Source organism: Nonomuraea terrae (assembly GCF_004348995.1).
Classification (GTDB): Bacteria; Actinomycetota; Actinomycetes; order Streptosporangiales; family Streptosporangiaceae; genus Nonomuraea; species Nonomuraea terrae.
The window spans coordinates 1-17,991 of sequence record NZ_SMKQ01000187.1 but is presented as its reverse complement, the minus strand read 5'-3'; the positions used below and the strand labels follow the sequence as shown (position 1 = coordinate 17,991).

18 protein-coding genes are annotated in these 17,991 nt (G+C 71.1%); 8 read left to right on the top strand and 10 right to left on the bottom strand.

From position 1 onward, the window contains the following. Window positions 1-296 precede the first annotated feature (296 nt). The 6 genes from E1286_RS37165 (at window position 297) to E1286_RS37140 (ending at window position 6,271) form a co-directional block, all read left to right on the top strand. A complete protein-coding gene (locus E1286_RS37165; protein ID WP_132620296.1) occupies window positions 297-605 on the top strand; it encodes a DUF7677 family protein in 309 nt (102 codons plus the stop codon). 349 nt (window positions 606-954) lie between these two features. Then, window positions 955-2,058: a tyrosine-type recombinase/integrase gene (locus E1286_RS37160; protein WP_132620295.1), complete on the top strand. Its 1,104-nt coding sequence runs from the start codon at window positions 955-957 to the stop codon at window positions 2,056-2,058. A gap of 119 nt (window positions 2,059-2,177) precedes the next feature. Continuing rightward, on the top strand, window positions 2,178-3,389 hold the full coding sequence (locus E1286_RS37155) for a sigma-70 family RNA polymerase sigma factor (RefSeq protein ID WP_132620294.1): 1,212 nt from the start codon (window positions 2,178-2,180) through the stop codon (window positions 3,387-3,389). A gap of 567 nt (window positions 3,390-3,956) precedes the next feature. Then, window positions 3,957-4,964: a zinc-dependent alcohol dehydrogenase family protein gene (locus E1286_RS37150; protein ID WP_132620293.1), complete on the top strand. Its 1,008-nt coding sequence runs from the start codon at window positions 3,957-3,959 to the stop codon at window positions 4,962-4,964. Window positions 4,965-4,993: 29 nt separating this feature from the next. Then, window positions 4,994-5,389 carry a type 1 glutamine amidotransferase family protein gene (locus E1286_RS37145; RefSeq protein ID WP_223190787.1) on the top strand — a complete coding sequence of 132 codons (396 nt, stop codon included), beginning with the start codon at window positions 4,994-4,996 and terminating at the stop codon, window positions 5,387-5,389. Between the two features lie 9 nt (window positions 5,390-5,398). Further along, window positions 5,399-6,271 (top strand): aldo/keto reductase, encoded by an 873-nt coding sequence (locus E1286_RS37140; protein ID WP_246075499.1) that lies wholly within the window; start codon window positions 5,399-5,401, stop codon window positions 6,269-6,271. Between the two features lie 76 nt (window positions 6,272-6,347). Here the strand turns inward: E1286_RS37140 and E1286_RS37135 are convergent, their stop codons facing one another. The 4 genes from E1286_RS37135 to E1286_RS37120 all read right to left on the bottom strand — a co-directional run bounded on the left by E1286_RS37135 (window position 6,348) and on the right by E1286_RS37120 (window position 9,843). Then, the gene (locus E1286_RS37135; protein ID WP_132620290.1) at window positions 6,348-6,935 is read right to left on the bottom strand and encodes a CGNR zinc finger domain-containing protein; all 588 of its coding nucleotides are present in this window, start codon (window positions 6,933-6,935) and stop codon (window positions 6,348-6,350) included. 231 nt (window positions 6,936-7,166) lie between these two features. Further along, window positions 7,167-7,592, bottom strand: a complete 426-nt coding sequence (locus E1286_RS37130) for a hypothetical protein (protein ID WP_132620288.1) — start codon at window positions 7,590-7,592, stop codon at window positions 7,167-7,169. A 58-nt stretch (window positions 7,593-7,650) separates the two neighbouring features. Next, on the bottom strand, window positions 7,651-8,559 hold the full coding sequence (locus E1286_RS37125) for a Ppx/GppA family phosphatase (protein ID WP_246075498.1): 909 nt from the start codon (window positions 8,557-8,559) through the stop codon (window positions 7,651-7,653). A 60-nt stretch (window positions 8,560-8,619) separates the two neighbouring features. After that, the gene (locus E1286_RS37120) at window positions 8,620-9,843 is read right to left on the bottom strand and encodes a cytochrome P450 family protein (protein WP_132620284.1); all 1,224 of its coding nucleotides are present in this window, start codon (window positions 9,841-9,843) and stop codon (window positions 8,620-8,622) included. Window positions 9,844-9,984: 141 nt separating this feature from the next. Between E1286_RS37120 and E1286_RS37115 the strand changes: the two genes are divergently transcribed. Together E1286_RS37115 and E1286_RS37110 are read left to right on the top strand one after the other, a co-directional pair. After that, window positions 9,985-10,800, top strand: a complete 816-nt coding sequence (locus E1286_RS37115) for a formylglycine-generating enzyme family protein (RefSeq protein ID WP_132620282.1) — start codon at window positions 9,985-9,987, stop codon at window positions 10,798-10,800. 4 nt (window positions 10,801-10,804) lie between these two features. Continuing rightward, on the top strand, window positions 10,805-11,950 hold the full coding sequence (locus E1286_RS37110) for a UDP-N-acetylglucosamine--N-acetylmuramyl-(pentapeptide) pyrophosphoryl-undecaprenol N-acetylglucosamine transferase (protein WP_132620280.1): 1,146 nt from the start codon (window positions 10,805-10,807) through the stop codon (window positions 11,948-11,950). Here the strand turns inward: E1286_RS37110 and E1286_RS37105 are convergent. From E1286_RS37105 to E1286_RS37080, 6 genes are all read right to left on the bottom strand, one after another. Next, window positions 11,926-12,816, bottom strand: a complete 891-nt coding sequence (locus E1286_RS37105; protein WP_132620278.1) for a hypothetical protein — start codon at window positions 12,814-12,816, stop codon at window positions 11,926-11,928. The genes E1286_RS37110 and E1286_RS37105 overlap by 25 nt on opposite strands. A gap of 20 nt (window positions 12,817-12,836) precedes the next feature. Beyond that, the gene (locus tag E1286_RS37100; protein ID WP_132620276.1) at window positions 12,837-13,745 is read right to left on the bottom strand and encodes a hypothetical protein; all 909 of its coding nucleotides are present in this window, start codon (window positions 13,743-13,745) and stop codon (window positions 12,837-12,839) included. Between the two features lie 5 nt (window positions 13,746-13,750). Further along, complete coding sequence (locus tag E1286_RS37095) at window positions 13,751-14,638, bottom strand: hypothetical protein (protein ID WP_246075497.1); 888 nt, start codon at window positions 14,636-14,638, stop codon at window positions 13,751-13,753. A 48-nt stretch (window positions 14,639-14,686) separates the two neighbouring features. After that, on the bottom strand, window positions 14,687-16,783 hold the full coding sequence (locus tag E1286_RS37090; protein ID WP_132620274.1) for an MMPL family transporter: 2,097 nt from the start codon (window positions 16,781-16,783) through the stop codon (window positions 14,687-14,689). A 179-nt stretch (window positions 16,784-16,962) separates the two neighbouring features. Further along, a complete protein-coding gene (locus E1286_RS37085; RefSeq protein WP_132620272.1) occupies window positions 16,963-17,613 on the bottom strand; it encodes a response regulator in 651 nt (216 codons plus the stop codon). Continuing rightward, a partial coding sequence (locus tag E1286_RS37080; protein WP_342776299.1) for a sensor histidine kinase occupies window positions 17,610-17,991 on the bottom strand: 382 nt, incomplete at its 5' end. The genes E1286_RS37085 and E1286_RS37080, both read right to left, overlap by 4 nt.

Sequence of the window (17,991 nt, the reverse complement as noted above, 5' to 3'; positions counted from 1 at the left end):
TCGCCGGCTGCACACCGCCTGCGGCGACATCCCACCCGCAGAGTACGAAGCGATCCACTACCGTCACCAACAAGCCGCAGCGACCGCGGCAGAAACCAAGTAGCCGAGTCTCCACGAAACCCGGCGCGGTTCACCACCCCGGCCACCGCATAGCCGATGATCCGCTGGGCCGCGATCGGTACCATGGCGCGCCGCCTCACCCGCGAGGTGCTGCTACTCGCCAGCAGCGGTTCGTACCTGCCTGCCCAGCGAATTGGCGCCGCCTCAAACACGATCTCAGAGAGTAGGTTCCGCGCATGTCTTCCCAGCTCAGTCATGGCGCATCAGGGGCAATCCGTCGTTTCGCGGGGTGGGTTGCCCGCGGCTCGGTCGGTCATCCCATGCTTGAGGGCATCAACTACTGGGACGAGTTGAAGGACTCGCCGTCCCAGATGGAGACCTGCTTTGCCGTCTTCGCCAACGTCCTCGAACTTGACGAGCAGGGACTGCCGATCAACGAGAAGTACGCCGAGCGCCGGGCAGCCACGTGGCTCTACCTGTACTGCACTGGCGAACTCCCTCCCGAAGAGCCAGACCTTGAGCCGTGGGAGTGCGCGCTTTACTGATCTGAAATCTCCGTACATTGCCTCACGCCCGTCGCCTGTCGCGGCTACGAACGTCACCCGGTCAAGCGCCAAGGTCATGGTTCGCCGGGCTGATCGGTACCACGGCACGTTGCCTCACCTGCGAGGGCTGCTGCCACTCCATACCAGCGGTTCGTACCTGCCCGCCCAGAATTAGTCCTTCTCAAATACGTTCTGAGGAAGCGTCGAGACCAGGGGCAGCCTCAGCTCAGTGCAATCAAGATCCTTCGCAGCGCCAACGGCTGTCCGCCGGTCCTCGACCCGGATCGTGTGGCACTCGGTCCGCACCGGACCTCTCACACAATGCTAATTATGTGAGATGCTGCGGCGCGTGACCGAGATCATGCCGACCGCGATCATCGGCCCCGCCATCGACCGGCCAGCAGCCGGCGCCGTCGCGCTGCCCGACCCGATGGTGCGCACCGTCGGCGACATCGTCGGCCTGTCACCCCGCCGTACCAAAGGCGACGGCGGCGAGGTGCCCGGCGCCGACGTCGACACCGTCGACGCACTGCCCGAACGCGAGTGGTCGACGGTCGCCGCCTGGCTCAAGGCGGGCAAGACCGTCTCCACCCGCCGCGCCCGCCTGGCCGACGTTGCCGCGTTCTGCCGCTGGCTCGACACCGAGCTGCCCGGCGTCGGCCTGCTGGCGGTGAGCGAAGATCACCTCAACCACTACCGCGATCAGCTCGGCACCGGGCAGGCCCGCGCCGGCGTCGCCCGCCCGGGCAAGGCGCTCTCGGCCGCCACGGTCGCCCGCCGCCTGTCGTCGCTGTCGAGCCTGTACGCCTACGCCATACGCCGCCGGATGCTGGCCACCAACCCTGCCGAGCCCGTCGACCGCCCCGAAGTCTCCACAGTGGGCACCACTCCGGCCCGCACCGTGACCGAGCAGACCGCGCTCGTCGACGGGGCCGAGGCGATCGCCGCTGAGCACCCGGTCGACGCCGCGGCGGTCGCGCTGCTGGCCGTCTGCGCCCTGCGGGTCGGCGAGCTGGTCGCCCTCACCATCGGCCAGGTCCGCGATGACGCAGGGCACTGCGTCATCGTGTTCCGGCGCAAGGGCGGCACCGTCGACCGGGTGCCCGTGCCGCCCCGCGTCTGCGCCCTGCTCGACCCGCTGCGCGAGGGCCGCGCGGCCGACGCGCTGCTGTTCACCCGTCAGGACGGGCGGCCGTTCGACCGCTGGCGCATGACCACCGCGCTGCGCCGGGCCGCCACGGCCGCCGGTGTCGATGCGAAGGGCCTGACCCCGCACACCGCCCGGGCCACCGCGGCCACGGCCCTGCTCGACGCAAAAGTGCCGCTCGCCGACGTGCAGGAGTTGCTCGGGCACGCCTCACCGGTCACCACCAAGCGCTATGACCGCGGCCGCCGCAAGCTCGATGGCCACGCCGCCTACCGTATGGCCTCGATCCTGGCCGGCGGGTCCTGACGTAGAGGCACCGTCGCAGGGCTCGGAACGAAATCCGCTGCGACTGTCGTGAGATAGGCATGACTCAAATCAGCGAGCAGACCCGGCAACGCACAGACCAGCGGATCACGGAGGACGACGTGAGCGACGAGCGCGAGCCAACTGCAGCCGAGCTGCTGGCCTGGCGTCACGACGACGTGTTCCTCCCCGAGGCCGAGGCTACCCCGGAGGAGTTCCCATACCTACGGAACATCTCAGCCGGATTCCTGTTCGGCGGTGTGGTCCGCCCGCTCGAACCTGCCCCGCCGGAGTACGTGACGCTACGCATGTCCTATCCCCGTGACCTGGAGTTCACAGGTGCAGTAGGCCGATGGAACATGCTGTGGGAGGCAGCCCAGTTCCGGCGCCGCTTCTTCGACTTGAACGACCTTCCGGAGCCGATGGCGAAGATTGCCGACCTTGGCGACGTCAACGTCACGTTCGTGCCACGGACACGGACGCGGCACTTCGAGTATGCGCCGTTGTTTCACCTCCTGCCCAAGCGCGTCTTGGAGATGTTCGGACTCCCGTTGCTGCGTGGTGGTCAGTGGCCGTTCATCGCCGACTGGGTGGACATCGACGAATTCCTGCCGCGCGACTTCGAAGCACAGCTTGCCCGCGCTTGGGCGTGGACGGTGTGGCCACACCTGATGTCGGGGTCGAAGATGAAGGCGTTCTCAGCGGACGACCCGATCCGGCTGCTGGCTCACAACCTGGACTTTTGGGTGCCTGCGGTAACCGTTGCAATCCAGGACCGACTGCGCGACTTTCCCGAGGTCGACAAGGGCAAGACTCCTGGCCCAGTCACCCTTGAGGACGGCAGCCTGCTTAGCGGGGCAGTGGCCGGCAACCCACGGATGGGCGGACCCGTGTGGTTCGGCGAGGACGATGCCCGCGACGCGCTCGTCGAGACTGTGGAGGCCGCTGACCAGACCGGCCGCCTTCGCGGCATCCTGGAGGCCGTCCGCTCTCATCGGGTTGAGGATGATTTTTCCAGCCACTGGTCGTACGCGCGTGAGGACTTCGAACGCAAGCTGCACGGCAAGCGACGCAAGATCACGGTGAAGTTCGTTGAGCTGACCGACACCACCCCTGTGCAAGGGCCAGAGAGCGAGGTGCTGGGCAACCTTGTCACCAACGACTTCCTCGCACTGCTCGATGCCCGCAATCGGGAAATCGTGGTGCTGCTCAACAGCGGGGTGACCAAGAAGACTGAGATTGCCCACATACTCGGATACGCCAATCACAGCGCGGTCTCAAAGCGCCTGGTGCAGATCCGACAGGCCGCCGAGGATTACTTTGACGAGATCTGATCGGCAATCCGTGGTCACCGTTACGACGACGTGACCCCGCCTCACTTACGGCGTGCTTGCGCGCGTCCGCTCTCGGCCAGCGAGCCCGTGAGCGCGCCCCGCAGATGCGGCAGCGCCCGGTTGTCGGCCTTATATCGGCCAGCCAGGTGCACTTCGAAGCTTAGACATAGTGTCACGACACGCCTACTGACCAGGAACAACTTCGAACAAGGGTGCTATTGGCTGCGCTCCGGGCCAGGTGTCTCTAGCGTTGTACCACAACATCTAGTAGTTACAGCTATGTAGTTCACCACACCTTGTGTTTCCGTGTCAGTCAGTTGGTCCACGAGGCTCAGATCCGGAGGGGTGTGGAAGCACGAAGGTCCTCTCCGCGCTGAGGCCCGCCATCCGACGGGAGGCCGTGGCACAACGCGCTCCGAGTAATATGACCAGTCGTCTTGGACGCCGGACCGAACATGGTCTATGGCCAATAGAGCTTTACGAACTCGATCACTCGTGATAGGCATGTAATCGGCAAAGCGCCAAAGACCATTACGGCTTCCTTGCAAGACCAGGAGAACCAGCGACATGAGTCACCTCATCCTCACGGCCGTAGGCGGCGACCTCGGCGAGACCGTCTCTCTCAGCAACGACTCCGTCCCCGCCCCGACCGGCGACGATCTGCTCATCGCCGTCGAAGCCGCCCCCGTCAACCACGCCGACGTGCTCTTCGCCGCCGGCTGGTTCGGCGTCTACCCGGATGTCCCCGCCGCGCTCGGCGCCGAGGGCGTGGGGCGCGTGATCGAGGCGGGCCCCCAGGCCGATCGGTCCCTGCTCGGCCGCCGTGTGCTCATCCTTCCGACGTTCGCCCACGGCACGTGGGCGGATCGCGTCGTCGTGCCGGCGCGCCAGGTCGTCCCCGTCGGCGACTCGGCTGACGCGCTTCAGCTCGCCATGCTGCCGGTCAACCCGGCGACGGCACATGCCCTGCTCAACGACTACGTGACCCTCCGCCCCGGCGACTGGATCGGTCTGAACCTCGCGAACTCCGCGGTGGGACAGTACGTCATCGCCCTGGCCAAGCGGGCCGGAGTCAGGACGCTGGCGATCGTCCGCCGCGAGAAGGCGGCCGCGCAGGTGCGCGAACTCGGCGCCGACGCCGTGGTGCTGGATGGAGACGGCCTCGAGGACCGCCTCGCCAAGGCTCTCGGCGACCACCGACTGCGCCTGTTCCTCGAAGGCACCGGCAGTTCGGACCAGGTCGCCGCGGTCGCAGGCTCGGTCGAGACCGGCGGAAGCGTCGTCGCCTTCTCGTCGGCCACCGGCCAGTCCCCCGCCCTGCCCCTCCCCGATCTCATCTACCGCGGTCTGTCCCTGCGCTCCTTCTTCATCCTGAACTGGATCGCCACCACCCCACGCCAGGAGCTGGAAAAGATCTACGGCGAGCTCGCAGAACTCGTGGAACAGGGCGTGCTGCGTGTGGCCGTGGAGGCCACCTACCCGCTCCACCAGCACCACGAGGCCCTCGCCCACGCACAGCGGCCGGGGCGTTCGGGGAAGATCCTCTTCACTCCGGGCCAGTCCCAGGCCCAGTAGTACCGGCCCTCACGAGAAGAAACGAGACCATGTCCAAGATCCTTGTCGTTGTGACGGGCGCGACCACTGGACGCTCGCCGACGGGACCAAGCATCATGCTGGTCGCGGCGCTCGCCTCGGGCAAACCTCTCGGGATCGTGTGCCACGGCCCCGCCGCGCTGCTCGCCACCGCCTCGGCCGACGGCAGGTCCCCCTTCGCCGGATATCGCGCGACGGGATTCACCAACGTCGAGGAGACCCACGCGGGCTTCGCCGACCGGGCCAGGTGGCTTCTCCAGGACCGGCTCATCGCCCTGGGGATCGACTTCCAGGAGGGCGAGGCGTTCGCGCCCCACGTCGTCGTCGACCGCAATCTCCACACCGGCCAGAACCCGGCCTCGTCCGCCCCGCTGGCGAACGAGATGGTGAAGGCCCTGGCGGCCTGACGGCTGTCCGTGGCGTGGCCGCGGTGGTCCGGCGCCCCCTCGGGTGCGGGTTCCGGACCGCCCGGTCACGCCGTCTCGGTCCAGGCGACGCACCACCGCGGGTCGGCCCTGATCAGCATCAGATTCGGTGCGCTGCGGGAACCCGGAGGCAACTGGTCCGGGCCGGGCAGCCGGCCGGTCGCCGTCAAGAACGCGCTCGCCTACTCACTACGCCGTCTGGGCACCGACTACGTCGACGTCTATCAGCCCGGCAGGCCCGATCCGGATGTGCCGATCGAGGAGACGATCGGCGCGCTCGGCGAACTGGTCACGGCGGGTTACGTCCGGGCCATCGGCCTGTCGGAGGTCAGCGCCGGCACACTGCGCCGGGCCCATGCCATCCATCCCGTCGCCGACGTGCAGATCGAGTACTCCCTCTTCTCCCGCGGCATGGAGCGCGAGATCCTCCCGGCCGCACGGGAACTGGGCATCACCGTGACAGCCTACGGACCTCTGTCGCGCGGGCTGCTCTCCGGCCACTGGTCCGAGGCACGACAGCGGCGGCTGCCCCCCGAGGACTTCCGCAACGCGCTGCCCCGCTTCCCGGGGGCCAACCTGCCCCGCAACCTCACGCTCGTCGACGCGCTCCGCCGGACGGCGACGGCGTACGGCGTCACCGTGGCCCAACTCGCCATCGCGTGGGTCGCCGCGCAGGGCCCGGACATCGTCCCGCTCGTCGGGGCGCGCACCAGGCGCCAGCTGGCGGACGTTCTGGGTGGCACGGCGGGCGACCTCGATCCGGGCGCGTTCGCCGCCGCCGAACAGGCCGTACCACTTGGCGCGGTGGCCGGCGAACGCTACATGGCACCGCTTCTCGCCCTTCTCGACAGCGAACGGCCGTGAGGCCGGCCGCCCCGGGCCCTTCACCGGCGAGGAGCTGACAACCGCCCGGGGTCTCGCCGCCGCCTGAGTCGGGGCGTCACGACACCGGCTTGGCGGCAGTTCGCGACGTGCTCTTGCGTGCCCGGTACGCGGCCACGTTCGCACGGTTGCCGCACAGGTCGTACGAGTGCCAGCGCTGCGTACGACTGCGCGTGGCGTCATAGAACACGGCCCGGCACCGTTCGTTCCCGCAGATCCGGATACGCGACCAGGTGCCGTCCTGAACGAGTCGCGCCACGACCGCGGCGATCCGGCCGACCAGCGGGTGGCCTGTCACCTGCCGCAGTGCCACCTCGCCGCCGGAGAACAGGTGCCGGAACGTCACGCTCTCCACCGTGGCGGTAACCGCCTCCCATCCCCGGGCGGTGTCCTCCTCGTCAGTCCCCTCGACAACCGTCATGAGGGCGGAGCGCAGTGCCCGGACGGCGTCGAGCTGCTCGTCCGACACCTGCTCCCCGCCGGACAGACCGAACGGCCCGAGAATCCTCCACGCCGACTCTGGATCGTCCAGCGTGTCCGGCAACACGGGCGTCGCGTGCGGGCGGGAGTTGAGCAGCGCGACAAGCGCCGGCGCCCCGTCTGGAACCCGCACCCCCGTCCTGCCCTCGGTCTCTTCACCGGACATACGCCACCACTCCAAGCAACATGGGCTATCATCTAAAGATCATTACGTCATGCACGTCCATGTTACTCGGGCGAGCACCCATCGCCTAGGCGAATGACTCGCATCGCCGACGAAGACCCGCGGCGACGCGACGAGCTCGAACTGCCGCCACCGGCTGGGGATCAGGCCTCGCTCCCCGCCGTCCAGGCTCGGGGACTGAACGCGGGCGAATTCCTCCGCCCTCCGCTCCGTTCAGGCCTCGGTACGCGTGCGGCGCTCCGCCGTCACCGGGAGGTGGAGCCTGGAGCGGTGGGAACCCGCGCCGCTCCTTCCATGTCCGCTCCCGCGTCCGGCCGGGCGCGCGCCCCCGAGCGTCAGCCGCCGGCGTACCAGGGGGACGTTCCCGCTCAGGTCCGCCCGCAGGCGGTCGGGCACGGTGTCCCCGCTGAGCTTGAGCGGCAGCCGGGGCTCCCCCTGTGACAGGCGCTGCGAGTGGCCCTGTGATCGGCGCTGTGATCGGCGCCGGGTCAGCCGGAGCCACAGCGCGTGCCAGCGGACCAGCGTGGCCGCTGTAGCCAGCAGTGCGGCCATCGTGACGGCCGAGATGAGCAGCACGGCGAGGACCACGAGGATGGCGACGATCATCAGCGAGGCGATCGTGCCGAGCACTGTCAACATTCAGCGCAAGATGCCCGCCACCCAGCTTTTTATGCCAATAAATGGGGATAGATCACGCTTACTCCATCCCACCGTTCATCGGGTCGAGCCGTCCGGGCAGGAGGTCCAGCCGGCGCAGGATCACGCCCTCGCGCAGCGCCCACGGGCACACGTCGAGCCGCTGGACCTCGAACAGGTCCATGACCGCGTCGGCGACCAGGGCTCCGGCCGCCAGCTGCATGGCTCGGCCCTCGGACACGCCGGGGAGCTGACCGCGTTCGGCGGAGCTCATGGTGGTGAGCTTCACCGCCCACTCGGCCATGGCCTCGCGCGAGAGCGAGCGTGAGACGTACAGGCCCTCGCTGGACGGCGCCGCCCCGGCGATCCTGGCCAGTTGCTTGAACGTCTTGGACGTGGCGACGGCACGGTCGGGCACGCCGTACCTGACCACGCCGCCGACTGTGCGGGCGATCTCGGTGCGTACGTGCCTGCGCAGTTTGCGCACCTCGTCGGCGGACGGCGGGTCGCCGGTGAACCAGTCGCGCGTCAGCCGCCCGGCGCCGAGCGGCAACGACACGGCCATGTCGGGCTCCTCGTCCACTCCCGCGGCGATCTCCAGCGAGCCGCCACCTATGTCGAAGGCCAGCATCCGCCCCGAGGACCAGCCGAACCAGCGCCGCACGGCCAGGAACGTCAGCCTGGCCTCGTCACGGCCCGACAGCACCTGGATGTGCACGCCACAGCGGGCGTCGATCTCGGCCAGCACCTCCTCGCCGTTGGGGGCCTCCCGTACGGCGGAGGTGGCGAAGGCGACGAGGTCCTCCACGCCCTTGTCCTCGGCGAGCCCGACGGCCTCCGCCACGAAGTTGCCCAGCAGTTCGATGCCCGGCCTGCCGAGCTGGTTGTCCTTGCCGAGGTACTCGGTCAGTCGCAGCTCGACCTTGTGCGAGTAGGCCGGGATCGGGCGGGCGCCGCGGTGAGCGTCCACAACCAGTAAATGAACGGTGTTCGAACCGATGTCCAGCACGCCTAGTCGCATGGGAAAACGCTACCGGTCTGCCGCTTTCACGGCGAAACGGAGGTGGAAGTGGTCGAGCGTGCCGGGCATCGCGCCCTCCAGCCGCACCGACGGCCTCAGCTCGCGCTCGCGCAGGATCGCGCCCAGCAGCGTCGCGGCGGTGAACAGCACCAGCTCCTCCCCCGCGCAGCGCGCGAACCCGGCGCTGAAGGGCACTCCCGCCCACGTGTCGCCGCCGTCCACCCAGAGCTCGGGCCGGTAGGAGGAGCCGGGCTCGGCCCGGTTGACGTACGGGCTGTAGATCACCACCAGCGTGCCCTCGGGCGCGTCCCAGGGGTTGGGCCCGATGACCTCGCGGAGAATGGCGATCGTGGTGGGCCAGAGCCGCAGCGACTCCAGCACGGCCGCGCGCAGCAGGTCGTGGGCGGGCGGGGCCGGATGGCCGGCGAGCAGGGCGAGCGCCCGGTAGACGGCCATGGCGACGGCGTCGAAGGCGAACAACCAGTGCGGCACCTGCCCGTCGGCGTGCACGTCGGCGGGGGCGTGCGCGGCGGCCAGCGTCGCCGCGAGGCTGCCGGGCTCGGCCCGCGCCAGGTGGCCGCGCAGCCGGCGCAGGAAGGCGGTGCGCACGTCGGTGCGCTGCCCGCGCAGGGACGACCAGTTGGCGTCGCGGCGCAGCCGGTCGAGCTGCCGGACGAGGGTGACGTCGTTGCGGGCGCCGTCGCCGAGCACGATGCGGCACACGAGCCGCCAGTGCGCGGCGTGGAAGACCTGCCAGGTCAACACGCCCTCGCGGGGCAGCGTGGCCGCCTCCTCCTCGACGACGCGGGCGAAGGGGCGCAGGTCGGTGGAGAGCACCTCGTCGTTCAGCGACCGCCGCCGCTCGCGCAGCCCGTGGTCGGGCGTGATGAGCACGCCGTCGGGCTGGAAGTGGGCGAGCGCGCCGCGCTTCTCCCGGGTGGCCGGGGTGAACGCGCGGTCCTCCAGGACGGCCAGCACGTCGTGCGAGGCCAGCGGCAGCACGGCGTGGCCGCGCCCCGGCACCGGCACCAGCAGGGGCGCGTCGCCGTGCTCGGCGCGCAGCCGGCGCAGCAGCCGGACCGCGCGGCCGTCCGCGTCGGCGAGCGCCGCCAGACGCACCATCGTGGGCCTGCGTACGACGACGCCCTGCGCCAGCGCCGGCAGCGCCAGCGCGGTGGCCACGGCCAGCGCCTGAGCGGGCGTGACCCGGGTCGGCCGGGTGATCGTGGGCATGCCGCAGGCACTACCCTTCCATGGTGTCATGACACGTTTGGGGGATCTTTGAGCGCTTGCTGTGGCCCGAGCAGAGACTCCGCCCCGGGGCCGTTCCCGGCGGTGGTGGCGACTCCCGCGCGGCGGACGGCGCCGCGCGGCATGGTACGCATCCCGGGCGGAACGTTCCTGATGGGCGGTGACGACCCCGACGGGCGTCCCGAGGACGGCGAGGGGCCGGTCCGCGAGGTCCGTCTCGAGCCGTTCCTGATCGATCCGGCGTGTGTGACGAACGCGCAGTTCGCGACGTTCGTCAAGGAGACCGGGTACGTGACCGAGGCCGAGCGGTTCGGCTGGTCGTTCGTGTTCCGGCAGTTCGCCACGCGCGGCGTGATGGACGCCACCGTGCCGGACGCGCCCTGGTGGGTGGGCGTCGAGGGCGCCTCGTGGCGCTCGCCGGAAGGCCCGGGCTCCTCGATCGGCGACCGGCAGAACCACCCGGTCGTCCACGTGTCCTGGAACGACGCCGACGCGTACGCGGCCTGGGCGGGCAAGCGGCTGCCCACCGAGGCGGAGTGGGAGATGGCGGCCAGGGGCGGCCTGGAGCGCAAGCGCTACCCGTGGGGCGACGAGCTCGCGCCGAAGGGCCGGCAGCGGTGCAACATCTGGCAGGGCCACTTCCCGACCGCGCCGAGCAAGGGCACGATGCCGGTGAAGTCGTTCCCGCCGAACGGCTACGGCCTCTACAACGTCGCCGGCAACGTCTGGGAGTGGACCGCCGACTGGTGGGACACGACGTGGGAGCCGTACGCCGAGAACCCGGCGGGGCCGGCGCAGGGCACGGCGAAGGTGATCCGCGGCGGGTCGTACATGTGTCACGACTCCTACTGCAACCGCTACCGCGTCGCGGCCCGCACGATGAACACGCCCGACTCCTCGACCGGGCACACCGGCTTCCGTTGTGCGGCCATACTCTGATCGCATGTCACGAACCCTGCGACTGCTGATCACCGGCGGCGGCACCGGTGGTCACACCTACCCGGCCCTGACCACGCTGGCCGCCGTGCAGCGGCGTCAGGTGCCGCACGACGTGCTGTGGGTCGGCACGGCCGGCGGCCTGGAGGCGCGGATCACGGCCGAGCACGGCATCCCGTTCAAGGCGATCACCACCGGCAAGCTGCGCCGCCGCCCCAACCTCAAGGAGCTCGGCACCAACATCGCCGACGTGTTCCGCATCCCGGTCGGGGTGTTCCAGGCGATCGGGCACGCCGCCCGTTTCCTGCCCGACGTGGTGCTGTCGACCGGGGGCTACGTGGCGGTGCCGATCGGGGTGGCGGCCAAGCTGATCCGCCGTCCGCTGGTGATGCACGAGCAGACGACCGTGGTGGGGCTGGCCAACCGCATCCTGTCGCGGCTCGCGACCCGGATCGCGCTGTCGCACGAGTCGTCGCTCGACCACCTGCCCGCCGCGGCGCGGGCCAAGGCCGTGGTGACGGGCAACCCGATCAGGCCGGAGCTGCTGCAGGGCAACCGGGCGGCGGCCTACGACCTGTTCGGGCTGACGTTCGAGGTGCCGCTGATCTACGTGACGGGCGGCGCGCAGGGCAGCAAGCAGATCAACACGCTGATCGCGGAGATCCTGCCGCGGCTGCTGGAGCACGCCCAGGTCGTGCACCAGTGCGGGCCCGCGTGGATCGACCAGATGCGGGCCGTGGCGCTGCCTCCCGAGCTGGCCGACCGCTACCACCCGGTGCCGTACGTCGGGAGTGAGCTGGCCGATCTGTTCGCCGCGGCCGACGTGGTGATCTCGCGCAGCGGCGCCGGCACGGTGTCGGAGCTGACCGCGATCGGCCGGCCGTCGGTGCTGATCCCGCTGATCCCGACCGGCGGCGACGAGCAGCGCAAGAACGCCCGCTACCTGGCCGAGGCCGGGGCGGCTCGGGCGCTGCTGGAGCCGCACCCCACGGGCGAGATGTTGCTGGCGGAGCTCATGCCGCTGCTGGCCGACCCGGAGCTGCGGCACACGATGGGGCAGGCGGCGGGCAAGCTGGGCCGGGTGGACGCCGCCGACGCCCTCTGCGACCTGCTGCTGCAGACCGCGGGCTACGCGGGCCCCGGGTCGAGGTAGCCGAACGCCTCGCGGGCGGAGCTCATGCTCCGCCGCAGCGCCCGTTCCAGCCGGTCGGCGTCCTCCGCGAGGCGGTCCAGCTCGGGCACGGAGGAGACGTCGGCCCCCGTCTCGGCGACCAGCTCCTCATAGCGGTGCAGCCGGCCGCGCAGCTCCTGGATCTGGTGGTGGGCCGTGTACGCGCGCTCCGCCTCGGCGACGTTGATCGCGTACCGCTCCAGGGCCTCCACCCTGGCCAGCACGGCCGCCTCGCTGCTGTCGAGTGCCCTGGCCAGGGGCTCGGCCACGGCCGCCACCTCGGGGGTGAGCCCGCGTGAGACGGTCTCCCGGTGCTGGGCCCGCAGGTCCGACAGCTTGGCCAGCAGCCGGGCGATCTCCCATTCCTGGGCCGGCAGCATGACCGCGTTGCGCACGTCGTCGAGCAGGCCGTCGGCGTTGACGCGGGAGCCGGTCACGGTCGCGATGGCGCGCTGGGCGCGGGCGAGCAGCCGCCGGGAGGACTCGTCGAGGTCCTCCAGGAGGACGTAGCGGCCCTCGTACCAGCGCAGGTGCTCGTAGGCCTGGCGGTCGTGCTCGTCCTGCTCGTCCTCGGGGGCGTCGTTGTGCACGAACACCACGATCATCAGGGGCAGGCCGAGCAGCAGGAGCAGCATGCCGACGCCGCGGCTCAGGCCGCCGATCCCCAGCATCAGGCCGAACAGAGCGACCGCGCCGAAGGCGACGACCGCGCGGTAGCGGGTGCCCGACAGCACCCGCCTCGGCTGGGGCGCCCAGCCGCGGCGCATCTTGAGAAGCACCAGCCGGCTCTCCCTGAGCAGCTGGGCGTCGTCCGGCGGTACTCCGGGGTCTACCACGACATCCGCCACGAACCGGATCCTAAGCGAAGTCAGTCATGTAGATGGCGGAAAGCTTCGTGCGCTGAACTGACACTGTCACGTAATGCCTGCTCAAGACGGTCGGCATCGTCGGACAAACTGCTCAGCTCCGGCACGGCCGAGCCGTCGGCGCCGGACTCGGCGAGCAGCTCCTCGTAGCGCGGCAGCCTGGCGCTGAGGCGGGCGATCTGCTTCCCGGCGCGGTAGGCGCGCTCGGCGTCGGCCACGTGGCCGGCGTAACGCTCCAGGGCCTCGACGCGGGCGAGCACCGCCTCCTGGCTGCTGTCCAGGGCGTGGGCGAGCGGCTCGGCCACGGCCGCCACCTCGGGGGTGACACCCTCGGAGACGATGTCCTGGTGCTCGGAGCGCAGCTCCGACAGCTTGGCCAGCAGCCGGGCGATCTCCCACTCCTGGGCGGGCAGCATGACCGCGTTGCGGACGCCGTCCAGCAGGCCGTCGGCGTTCACGCCGGAGCTCATGACCTCGTCGATGGCCGCCTGCGCGCGCGACATCAGGGCCCTGGCGGGCTCGTCGAGCTGCTCGCGCACGACGTAGCGGCCCTCGTGGCGGCGGGCGGTGTCGTACACGTCGGCCTCCAGCGTGTGCCGCCGCTCGACCTCCGCGTCGGGCCGGGGCCGCAGCAGGACGCCGACGACGAGCAGCGCCGCGAGCGTCATGATCACCGCGAAGGGCGTGTAGCGCTCGGCGAGGAACAGCGCCAGGCCGTACACCGCGGCCGCCACGGCCGCCGCGGTGGCCGCCAGCCGGACGGTCACGTCGGCCACGGACCTGGAGCGCTTGTACGCGGGCGCCCATCCCGCGTGGATGCGCACGAGCAGTTTGCGGTTGTCGCGCAGGAGGGCCGCGGCGTCGTCGGGCACCGCCGGATCGACTATGAGCTTCGCCTGGCGTCCGGGCACGTCGGTCAGCTTTCGAGATAGCGGAACGCTTCATGAGCCGAACGGACACTGCGTCGTAAGGTGCGCTCCAGCGTGTCGGCGTCCTCGGACAGGCGGTCGATCTCGGGGACGGCCTGGGCGTCCGCGCCGGACTCGGCGAGCAGCTCCTCGTAGCGGGGCAGCTTGGCGCGCAGCTCCTCGATCTGGGCGCGGGCGTGGTAGGCGCGCTCGGCCTCGGCGACGTGGCCGGCGTAGCGCTCCAGGGCCTCGACGCGGGCGACCACGGCGGACTCGCTCTCGGCCAGGGCCCGCTCCAGCGGCTCGATGACGGCGGCCACCTCGGGCGCGATGCCCCGGATGAGCAGGTCGCGGTGTTCCATGCGCAGCGCCGACAGCTTGGCCAGCAGCCGGGCGATCTCCCACTCCTGGGCGGGCAGCATGATGGCGTTGCGCGCGTCGTCGAGCAGGCCCTCGGCGTTGACGTGGGAGCGCAGCACCGACCCGATCGCGCGCTGGGCCCTGGCCAGCACCTTCCCGGCCTCATGGTCGAAGTCGTCGTGCAGCAGGAAGCGGCCGTCGTACCAGCGGGCCTGCTCGTAGACGGTGCGCTCGTGCGGACGGTCGTCCTCGGGGACCTCGCTCATGGAGGCGATCTTGACCAGGACGACGAAGACGTACATGCCGAGCAGGACGAATCCGGCCGGTGCCAGCGGGCCGGCGAGCAGTACGGCCATGAGCGCGATCATGACGGGGGTGGCGGCCAGTAACACCGCGCCCGAGGGGCCGCGGCGGCGCGGCTCGGCCGCGGCGGCAGGGGGCACCCATCCGGCTCTGATCCTGGACAACAGCGGGGCGTTGGCACGCAGCAGTCCGGCAACCTCCGGCGGTACCGCCGGATCGACGACCACACCCACGTTCTGTCCTGGCACCCTGGCGCCCCCAACGCTCGTGATGTTCGGATATTACGTAACATTCCTCCTGAGTGTCAGCCTCCGCAAGGCCAGTCTGGGGAACCACCAGTTGCGCGCACCGAGCACTTCCATGACGGCGGGCACCAGGACCAGGCGCACCACTGTGGCGTCGACCAGCACCGCGACGGCCAGCCCGACCCCCATGACGCGCAGCGCGCGGTCGTCGAAGGCGCCGAAAGCGGCGAAGACACAGAACATGATCGTGGCGGCGGCGGTGATGACCCTGGCGGTCTTGGCGAGACCGGCGGCGACCGCGCGGCCGTTGTCGCCGTCCTGAAGGTACTCCTCCCTGATCCGCGACAGCAGGAACACCTCGTAGTCCATCGACAGGCCGAACGTGACCGTGAACAACATCATCGGCACCCACGCGTCGATCGGGCCCTCCGTGCCCAGGCCCAGCACGTCGAACTGGAAGACGGCCACGATGACGCCGTAGGCGGCGCCGATGGACAGCAGGTTCACCGCGATCGCCTTGACCGGCAGGACGAGGCTCCTGAAGACGGGGGTGAGCAGGGCGAACGCGGCCAGCAGCACCGCCCCGACCACCCAGGGGAGGCGTTCGGCGGAGTGGCGGGCGTAGTCGAGGGCGGCGGCGGTGGAGCCGGTGACGAGCACCCGCTCGGGCAGGTCGGCGCGCAGCCGCCGAATGAGGTCCTCGGTGCGCTCGTCCTGCGGCCCGGTGTCGGGGATGACGATCGCGGCCCGCTCCCCCACGGGGAACGCCCGCGCGACCCCCGGCACACCGGCCGCCGACGCCACCGCCCTGTCTCGGTACGCCCCCGCGTCGCCGTCCGAGGCGGTCGTCTCGTCATCTGGGGGTGCCGCCTCGCCGTCCTGGGTCGGCGCGTCGGTGGCCGGGGCGACGGCCAGGATCAGCGGGCCTGCCATGCCGGGGCCGAACCCCTGGGCGAGCAGGTCGTGCGCGCGGCGGGTGGTGTCGGTGACGGGACGGTCTCCGGGGTCGGACCAGCCGACCCGCAACTGCGTCGCGGGCAGGGCGAGCGCGGCGAGCGCCGTCAGCGCCACCAGTGCGGCCGTCCACGGCCGGCGCTGGACCACCCGGCTCCATCGGTACGACAGCGGCGTGCGCTCGGCACGGCGTGGCAGTGAGAACCGGTCGATCCCCGTGCCGATCATCGTGAGCAGGGCGGGCAGGAGGGTGAGGGCGGCGAGCATCACCATGAGAACGCCACAGCCCGCGGCCAGGGCGATGCCGCCGCCGAGCGACGGGCCGAGGAAGAGGATGCCGGACCCGGTGACGATCACGATGAGGCCGGCGAAGAACACGGACCTCCCCGCCGTCCGCATGGCCTCCACAACGGCCCCCTCAACGCTCCCGGCGTTCCGGGGCTCTCCCCTCTGGGCGGGGGGCGGCGGATCGGCCAGGGCGGTGCGGAAGCGGGTGACGATGAGGAGGGCGTAGTCGATGCCGACGCCGAGGCCCAGCATGATCGTGAGGTAGACGCCGAAACCGGGCGTGGGGACGAGGTGGCCGAGCACCGACAGCAGCGCGACGCCGCAGGCCACCCCGATCACGCCCACGACCAGCGGGAGCACGGCCCCGATCAGCGAACGGAACGCCACCAGCAGCACCACCGCGGCGGTCAGCAGCCCGAGGCCCTCCGTAAGGCCGCCGGGGGTGGAGTCGGCGAAGTCGTCGCCGGACAGCTCGGCGGTCACACCGGCCGCCCGGAAGGCGTCGCGCAGCTCGCCCAGCTCCCGGATCGTGGCCTCGTCCGGGTAGTCGAGGGGGATGGAGGCGACCGTCCCGTCCGCGGAGACGCGCCGGTCCCCGGTGAGCACGCGAACGCCTGGGACGGCGTCCATGCGGGTGAGCAGGCCGGTGACGGGCCCGCGTACCGCGGCGGAGTCGACCCCGGACGGGGCGGAGACGACGAGGGCGCCCGGCGGCTCGACGGGGGCGGCCCCGCCGAGCAGATCGGCCGCCTGCTGGCTCTCGGATCCCGGGAGGGTGAAGTCGTCGTCCGCGGGGCCCGGCCACGCGGCGGCGGCCGCGATGAGGGCCGCGGACAACGCCAGCCACAGCACGACCACGAGCCGGCGGTGGCGGATACAGAAGCGAATCATGCGGCGACCGTAGGAACGCGGGCCGCTCCCGGTCGTCCGCCCACCGCGGGCGAACGCCTACGCCGCCCGCGGTACCCCGTCACCGTACCCATCAGGACATCTCAGCCAGGCTCCAGGAACGCCCCGGGACGTCTTGGCCGCATCCCGCCGGGACATCCCGGCCCGCCGCCGGCGAAGTCTCAGGCGGAGCCTCCGGGGCGGATGAGGCCGGTTTCGTAGGCGATCACGACGAGTTGGGCGCGGTCGTGGACCGACAGCTTGGCCATCATGCGGTTGACGTGGGTCTTCACGGTGAGGGGGCTCATGAGGAGTTCGTCGCCGATCCGCGCGTTGGTGAGGCCGCGTCCGACGCGCGCCAGTACTTCGCGTTCGCGCCCGGTCAGCGCGGCCAGCCGGCGGTCGTCGGGGGCGGCGGGGCGGGCGGTGAACTCCTCGATCAGCCGCCGGGTGACGCCCGGCGACAGGAGGGCGTCACCTCGGGCGGCGACCCGGACCGCGTGCCGGATCTCGGCCGGTTCCGCGTCCTTGACGAGGAAGCCGCTGGCACCGGAACGGAGCGCCTCGTAGACGTACTCGTCGAGGTCGAAGGTGGTGACCACGACGACGCGCAGGCCGGCGGCGGTGAGGGCGCGGGTGGCCGCGAGGCCGTCGAGCTCCGGCATGCGGACGTCCATGAGCACCACGTCGGGGCGGAGCTCTCCCGCCAGGCGGACGGCCTCGGCGCCGTCGGCGGCCTCGCCGACCACGGTCAGGTCGGGTTCGGTGTCGAGCAGCGCCCGCAGCCCGGCCCGGACGAGGGGCTGGTCGTCGGCGAGCAGGACCGTGATCACGCGGGCAGCCGGGCGGTGACGCGGAACCCGCGCGAGGGGCCGTTCCCGGTGGTCAGCAGGCCGCCGACGGCGGCGACGCGTTCGGCCATGCCGGTCAGGCCGTGCCCGCGCGGGGCCCGGCTGCCCCTGCCGTCGTCGTCCACCCGCACCGTCACCGCTCCCTTCTCGTACGTCAGCGTCACCGCCGCCGTGGTGGCGCCGGCGTGGCGCATGGTGTTGGTCAGAGCCTCCTGCACGACACGGTAGACGGTCAGATCGGCGGCGGGCGGCAGGTCGCGGTGCTCCCCCTGGACGTCCAGGGTCACCGGCAGCCCGGCCGTCCGCAGGAGTGCGGGCAACCGCGCGACCCCGGGCAACGGATCCCGTCCCTCCCTTGGG